General features: G+C 43.2%; 6 protein-coding genes. 1 reads left to right on the top strand and 5 read right to left on the bottom strand.

The annotated features are described in order from the left end of the window. Positions 1 to 403 precede the first annotated feature (403 nt). Entirely contained in the window at positions 404 to 1873 is a 1470-nt protein-coding gene (locus AC3AQ9_RS20135) for an MDR family MFS transporter (protein WP_488309258.1), read from the bottom strand. 173 nt (positions 1874 to 2046) lie between these two features. Here AC3AQ9_RS20135 and AC3AQ9_RS20130 point away from each other — a divergent pair, with 173 nt between their 5' ends. Further along, on the top strand, positions 2047 to 2898 hold the full coding sequence (locus AC3AQ9_RS20130) for a TetR/AcrR family transcriptional regulator (RefSeq protein WP_488309257.1): 852 nt from the start codon (positions 2047 to 2049) through the stop codon (positions 2896 to 2898). A gap of 36 nt (positions 2899 to 2934) precedes the next feature. Here the strand turns inward: AC3AQ9_RS20130 and AC3AQ9_RS20125 are convergent, their stop codons facing one another. The 4 genes from AC3AQ9_RS20125 to AC3AQ9_RS20110 all read right to left on the bottom strand — a co-directional run bounded on the left by AC3AQ9_RS20125 (position 2935) and on the right by AC3AQ9_RS20110 (position 6845). Beyond that, on the bottom strand, positions 2935 to 4386 hold the full coding sequence (locus tag AC3AQ9_RS20125; RefSeq protein ID WP_488309256.1) for an amidase family protein: 1452 nt from the start codon (positions 4384 to 4386) through the stop codon (positions 2935 to 2937). A gap of 82 nt (positions 4387 to 4468) precedes the next feature. Beyond that, a complete protein-coding gene (locus AC3AQ9_RS20120) occupies positions 4469 to 4618 on the bottom strand; it encodes a Fur-regulated basic protein FbpA (RefSeq protein WP_300991863.1) in 150 nt (49 codons plus the stop codon). 152 nt (positions 4619 to 4770) lie between these two features. Next, a complete protein-coding gene (locus AC3AQ9_RS20115) occupies positions 4771 to 5583 on the bottom strand; it encodes an ion channel (RefSeq protein WP_488309255.1) in 813 nt (270 codons plus the stop codon). Between the two features lie 164 nt (positions 5584 to 5747). Continuing rightward, positions 5748 to 6845 carry an LLM class flavin-dependent oxidoreductase gene (locus AC3AQ9_RS20110; protein ID WP_488309254.1) on the bottom strand — a complete coding sequence of 366 codons (1098 nt, stop codon included), beginning with the start codon at positions 6843 to 6845 and terminating at the stop codon, positions 5748 to 5750. Positions 6846 to 6918: the final 73 nt, after the last annotated feature.

The following is a 6918-nucleotide window of genomic DNA, read 5'->3' as shown; positions in this document are numbered from 1 at the left end:
CGCTTCACTTGCTCCTGCGATTACTCGTCGCAAATTGAAAAAACATTCACTGCGTTCGCTCCAGGGTCTTCAGCTCGCGTCGCTTCGCTGCTCCCACAGGAGTCTCGTGGCCGGGCCGGTTGGGGATGCCGCTTTTCAGATAAGTGAGGACAAGCGGTATCCAGTGTTCACTTCACGCCAGGTTCCGCAGCGGAAACCGGCGTCTCCTGCGGGATAGCGAAGTGCCGAAATCCACTCGGGCGTAGGCCTGAGTTAGTTCGGCGCGAGCCCGCGGAAAGCGTCCGGTTGAAGCGCAGGAACCGAGGGGAGAACCTTGTTTTTGATCGTTATTCACTTGATTGAACGTATCTTCTTTTGTCTACAAGCTCAAAGCTGACCCATTATAGGGTCAGCTTTAGCTTTGTTATTCGGTTACTTCTTTGCGCTTATAGACAATTTCTTTTTCTGCTTCAGAAACGGGGCGGACAGGTTTCTTGATGAAGATGGAAAGCGCGAAAGCTACAAGTGCAATGAATGTCGAAACAAAAAATGCAAAGTTGATGCCGTCGAGCATCGCTAAATTTAAAATACTTGCCGGATCAGTTCCATTGGCCGCTAAATCTTTGGCAGTTGATTCAGTGCGTACATTCATGATTGAAATTAAGAAAGCTGAACCGACCGCTCCTGCCACTTGCTGAAGCGTATTGTTGATTGCTGTACCATGTGGATATGATTTCATCGGCAGCGTGTTCAAACCATTTGTCATGACTGGCATCATAACAAGCGAAATCCCTAACATCCGAATTGTATAAATCAGCATGATGTTAAGAAAGCTTGATTCTAAGCTTAATTGGCTGAACATAAAAGTTGTGGCTACTACGATTGCCAAGCCAGGAACTGCCAGCACTCTTGCACCGAACTTATCAAACAGGCGGCCCGTAATCGGTGACATGATTCCCATCACCAAGGCTCCTGGAAGCATAAGCAGCCCAGATTCAATTGGCGATATGCCTTTGATCGTCTGAATGTAAATCGGCATCAAAATCATAGCTGAGAACATCGACATCGAAATAGCCACTGAAATGGCTGAAGACAAAGCAAACATTGGATATTTATAAATCCGGATTTGAAGCAAAGGTTCATCCAATTTAAGCTGACGGAATCCAAAGATGAGCAACGCGATAATTCCGATGCCGATTGTGAGCATTACAATCGGGTCAGTCCAGCCCATGGTCCCTGCTGAACTGAATCCATAGAGAATGCCGCCAAACCCTAAGCTTGAAAGGGCAAGTGATAATTTATCCAAAGATAAGTTTCGATCCTGGAAAGTTAAGTTTTTCAACTTGAAGATTCCCAATGCAAGCGGTATTAATGCAATCGGAAGCACAATCCAGAAAAGGACGCGCCACGAATAATGTTCAACGATGAATCCTGAAAGCGTCGGCCCGATTGCAGGGGCCACTACCATCACGAGGCCAAAGAATCCCATTGCCGACCCGCGTTTCTCAATCGGAAAAGCGGCAAGCATAACGTTCATCAATAACGGCATCATCAATGCCGAACCTGCTGCCTGCACCATCCGGCCGATTAGCAGCACACTGAATACCGGGGCTGTTGCCGCTAATAAAGTTCCTAATGCAAATAAAGACATGGCCACAATAAATATTGACCGGTTCGAATAACGCTGGATCAAATACGCACTTGCAGGTATCAAAATACCATTGACTAACATATAGCCCGTTACAAGCCATTGCACCGTCGAAGCGGTAATATTCAGGTCCATCATGATTTCAGGCAAAGCTATATTCAATAATGTCTGGTTAAAGATTGCCACGAACGCCCCTGTAAACAAAATTGCTATTATGCCATAAGGCGGTTTTTTCTGTTCTGTCATTCTTTTTATTCCTCCGTAATTTCTTGCGCTATTTTAATGTTTTTTCTCCATTGCACAATTCTATACCCACGGTATATTTTTATCAAGTAAAATATACTAAGAGTCCAAAAACATTGATTTATAAGTATTTACAGGCTACTATAGAACTAGACTAATAGTATAAAGGTGAAAATATGAATCTAAAAAAACAGCAAATCATCAATGCCGCCTATTCACTGTTCATCAACAAAGGATATAATTCTTCTTCTATTCAGGACATTCTTGATGAAGCTGGCGTGTCAAAAGGCACTTTCTATAATTATTTCACTTCAAAAACGGAATGTCTGATTGCCATCATGGAATCAATCGGAAGTGAAATCCGCCAAAAACGACTGGCAGCCGCAGTTGGAAAACCGGTGAACGATCCCGAAGTTCTAGCTGAACAATTGTGCATCCGTATACGGCTCAACCGGGAAAAAAACCTTTTTTCATTGTATGAAAGCATTTTTTATTCTCAAGACGAAGAACTGAAAAAGTTCGCTAAAGAAACGTACATCAATGAATTAAACTGGATTAAGTTTCGTATTGTAGAGGTCTTTGGAGAAGAAGCTGAACCATACGCTCTAGAAAACGCAGCCATTGTACATGGCTCCATTCAGCAGTTGATCCATATTTGGAAGCTTAGCACCGCAGAAGATCTGCCGACTGATGAATTGGCCTCTTTTGTGATCAGGCGCTTAACAGCAGCCATCACCCAGCAAATCAAGTCGGGTGACCGGTTCATTAAAGTAGCGAATATTTCCAGCGAAACACCAGCAGAACAGCTGTCTTTGGAAGAGTTGAGCAATAAGCTAATACTGCTGATGGAAGACGAAGAAGAAGATACCAAGCAGCTAATCGCCTTTTTGGCAGATGAGTTGATTGCAGCAATTCCGCGCAAGGCGTTAATGGAAAGCGTCTTATCCACTTTGACCCTCAATAACGCATACGAACACGAGCTGGTCATGGCGTTCGAACAAGTGTGGAAAGAATTAAAGGAAAGATAAAAAGAGGCACCGCCCAAATTGGCGATGCCTCTTTTCTTATGGTTTTCTTCGGCCTTTTGTTTCCTGTTCAAATGCATAAGCATATTCAATCAACGCAGGTTCGCTGAATGCATATCCTGTAAAAGTGATGCCGAAAGGTTCGTTTTCCGTTGTTAAGCCGAATGGTACGGTAATAGAAGGAAAGCCTGCAGCTGCCCCGATATTGCATCCATAATCTTGAGGCAACACCAGGGCGTCTGCACCAATTTCATTTAACGTGCTGCGAATCCCCTGCTCTGCAGCTAAAAAGCGGTTTCGCTCCAAAGCCTCGACGTATTCCCGTTCGTTCAATTTGCCGCTCATGCCATTTGCCTGTTCCATGAGATTCTGGCCGAACTTCAACATAATTTCTTCATGTTCGTTATTAAAAGCAATGACGTCATCCATTGACCGGATTGGGTTTTGCGGATTCGATTTCGCCAGGTAGGCATTCAGATCCGCTTTAAATTCATGCAGCAAAACCGCAAAGCCCAAATCATCCTGGTCGGCTCCTAGATCCACGTTATCAATAATCTCTGCGCCGCAATCACGCAGCCTATCCATGGCTTGTTCAAACTGATCCAATTGTTCAGGTGTGATGCTGTCCTCGAACAGAGCTCTCGGCACCCCTAGCTTGACGCCCTTCAAACCGTCTTTTTTGAAATGCTGCGTCCAATCGTAATTTTCAAACTGTTTTGCATAGACCGTAATCGGGTCTTCCGGATCAAAACTCGTCATTGTCGAAAAGACGGTGACAGCATCTTCTACCGTACGTGCCATGGGGCCAGGAATATCTTGGGTATGGGACAGTGGAATAATCCCATTCCGGCTGATCATGCCGACCGTCGGTTTGATGCCGACCAAACTATTATGAGCTGCTGGATCAATGATGGATCCAGCCGTTTCAGTGCCAAGAGCGGCTGCTGCCAAGTTTGTGGCTACTGCAGCTGCGGAACCCGAACTGGAGCCTCCGACATCGAATGGCCCGTATGGGTTTTTCACCTGTCCCCCCCGGGAACTATAGCCATTCGGTAATTTATCCGACATGAAATTAGCCCATTCGGTCATATTCGTTTTGCCCAGTATGACCGCACCTGCTTCGCGCAATTTGGTGACTATAGTGGCATCCTCCAGTGCATAATGGTCTTTCAGGGCAAGCGAACCGGCGCTGGTATGCATTTTATCTTTTGTATTCATGCTGTCTTTTACTAAAATCGGAATGCCGTGAAGCGGTGAACGCACACCACTATACTGCCGTTCAAAATCAAGGGCCTGGGCAATGTGCAACGCATCAGGATTGATTTCCAAGACAGCACTTGTATTCTTATCCCGAAGCGAGATATTTTCTTTGTACATCAATACAAGTTCCTCGGATGTAATTTTTCCATCAGTCATCTCTTGCTGCAATTCTGAAATGGTTTTTTCATCTAATTGGTTGAGCCGGTATTCTTCTAATTTTTTATGATGCATGTATCTTCCTCCATTTTTCCTGGATCAGGTTTTGATATTTCGCTAAATCTCTGTATTGAAAAAAGCCGGAGGAGATTCCGGCTTACAATTCTTCTGTATATGTTTTCATCAATTCATATAAGGATAATTCGTAGAGCTGTCTGCCATCGATTTTAAAGACATTCTGCTCTACCAGTTGCTCAATGATGATTGATCGTTTATCTTCAAATTTAGATTCTGGTATTTGTTCCATCCTGTTCTTTCTCTCCTTGTTACGTTCTCTCTCTTCTCTACCCCGTAAAGCGCTTTCATAAAACCTGAAAATCCATTTATTTGAGTTTCTTTTGTTGCTTTTACGCAACGGTTCCATAAAATAAAAAAAGATGCACAAGGCATCATTTTTACTTACTTCAAAATTGAATCCACCGCCAATTTTGCAATTGTGGCATTCGAAAGAATAAAATTATCCACTTTCACATGCGAAAAATTCGGGATATGCTCTTCGCGTTCCACTTCAACGGTTGTATGCACCTCTGGCGATATGCGCTCTACTGCACAAGCAACCATCAAGGATTTCCCATCTGCCAGAACTTGATCATCAATCTTGTCGTCAGAAAAAATCAATAACGCATCGGCATGCTGCACATTGGCTTTGTTTAAAACTTCGCCGTCAGTCGCACGGCCTCTAATAAAGTGAATCCGTTCATGGATTTCTTTCGCCTTTTCAATTGTATCGATTACAACAATCTCCACTTTGGCATCCCTTGCCAATATTTCTTTAATGGCATTTTCTGCTTTATGGGACCAATCAATGATGACAATGTGATTTTTTCCTTCGTACATCAAACCACCGCTTTCTTTTTGTCGTCTGTATAAGGTGATGCTGTCTATCGCTTTCCCGATGAACGTAGCGAACAATCCAATGCCAATAATGTATAAGAAAAGAATAGTAAATAATCTGCCAAAAATAGTTGCAGGAAAAAAATCACCATAGCCGACTGTCAACATTGTCGTCATCGTAAACCACAAAGCATCGAAATATCCTGGGAAAGTTTCAGGTTCAATCCACGGCAGCATTAAGGTGCTGAACGCTATCAATATGACAGTACAAGTCGTCAATATCAACCACGAAAGATTTGTCGCTTTAAAGTATAATTTCTTGAGGATAATCATCTTGTCATCTCCCGCTCCTCTTTTCTTCTTTACAGAAAATTTCATTTTCTTCCTCAGTATACACTTTTCCTCACAACCCATTCATCGTTTTTTTCATGATTAACACATAAAAAACCCGATATCCGGTCTTGGATATCGGGTATAAATTATCGTATTTTAAAAGAAATCTTCCATTTGCTAGCTCGTTGAATCATCTTTTTCTTTATTCGTTATGAGATAGAAATCATGTCTGTTTTTTGCTTTTCATCATTTCTAATGGCTTTATTTAGCCTAGGGATAACTTCAGTTGCCAGCAACTCAATATTTCTCTCCACTTTATGGAATGGAACTCCCCCAATATCAACTTGTGCCAGAAAACGTGTATGCCCAAACAATTCATGCTGGCGAAGAATTTTCTCTACAACTTGTTCAGGGCTTCCTACAAACAACGCTGTTTCCGGACTGGCTAATTGGTCAAAATCACTTCTGGACATTCTGGTCCCTATCCCGCGTTGGCGATTGACATAATTCCAATAATTAGCGTAATAAGGATAAAATTCATCCATTGCCTGCTCAGTCGTTTCAGCCAGATAAGTATGCCCCGTCACTCCAACTTTTAATGCATCCGGTGAATGTCCTGCTTCCATTCCTGCTTGGCGGTAGATATCCACAAGTGGCTTAAATCGCATAGGATCTCCGCCTAATATGGCCAAAGCCATACCGACACCCAGTTTTCCTGCCCGGGCAGCACTTTCAGGAGTCCCGCCAACACCAATCCAAATCGGCAGCTGTTTTTGAATAGACCGAGGAGCGATTTCAGCTTTCGTCAATGCAGAGCGAAACTTTCCGTTCCAAGAAACAATTTCGTTTTCATTCAGTTTTAAAAGCAAATCCATATGCTCGCTGAAAAGCTCGTTATAATCGTTCGTGCTGTATCCGAAAAGTGGAAACGACTCTACGAAAGCTCCTCGGCCTGCTATAATTTCAGCACGTCCACCTGAGATTAAATCCACTGTCGCAAAATCTTCGTATAACCGAACCGGATCAAGTGTGCTTAATACACTTGTGGCACTTGTTAATTTAATATGCTTTGTTGCATAGGCAATAGCGGCCAATGCGACTGCTGGAGAGGAAACAGCATAATCCAATCGGTGATGTTCTCCTACCCCAAAAATATCGAGGCCTGCTTCGTCAGCTAATTTTGCTGCCTCAATGATTTCATCCATTCGTTGCTTGGCACTTATCGTATTTCCAGTAAAGGGATCAGGGCCAATATCTGCGAGTGTATATACCCCTACTTCGATGCCATTTCGTTTATTTTCAACCACTGCAATCTCTCCTTCTTAAATAGCGACTCCATAAGCATTCCAGATTTATTATGGTATTCGCTTTTGATGCTTT

The sequence above is a fragment of the Planococcus sp. VCh962 genome (genome assembly GCF_057748275.1).
This window is presented reverse-complemented; position numbering and strand designations above follow the sequence as displayed.

What these genes read in the sequence shown, in the direction of transcription:
- AC3AQ9_RS20135 (WP_488309258.1), bottom strand. Translation starts at nt 1,873, where the DNA reads ATGACAGAACAGAAAAAACCGCCTTATGGCATAATAGCAATTTTGTTT.
- AC3AQ9_RS20130 (WP_488309257.1), top strand. Translation starts at nt 2,047, where the DNA reads ATGAATCTAAAAAAACAGCAAATCATCAATGCCGCCTATTCACTGTTC.
- AC3AQ9_RS20125 (WP_488309256.1), bottom strand. Translation starts at nt 4,386, where the DNA reads ATGCATCATAAAAAATTAGAAGAATACCGGCTCAACCAATTAGATGAA.
- AC3AQ9_RS20120 (WP_300991863.1), bottom strand. Translation starts at nt 4,618, where the DNA reads ATGGAACAAATACCAGAATCTAAATTTGAAGATAAACGATCAATCATC.
- AC3AQ9_RS20115 (WP_488309255.1), bottom strand. Translation starts at nt 5,583, where the DNA reads ATGAAATTTTCTGTAAAGAAGAAAAGAGGAGCGGGAGATGACAAGATG.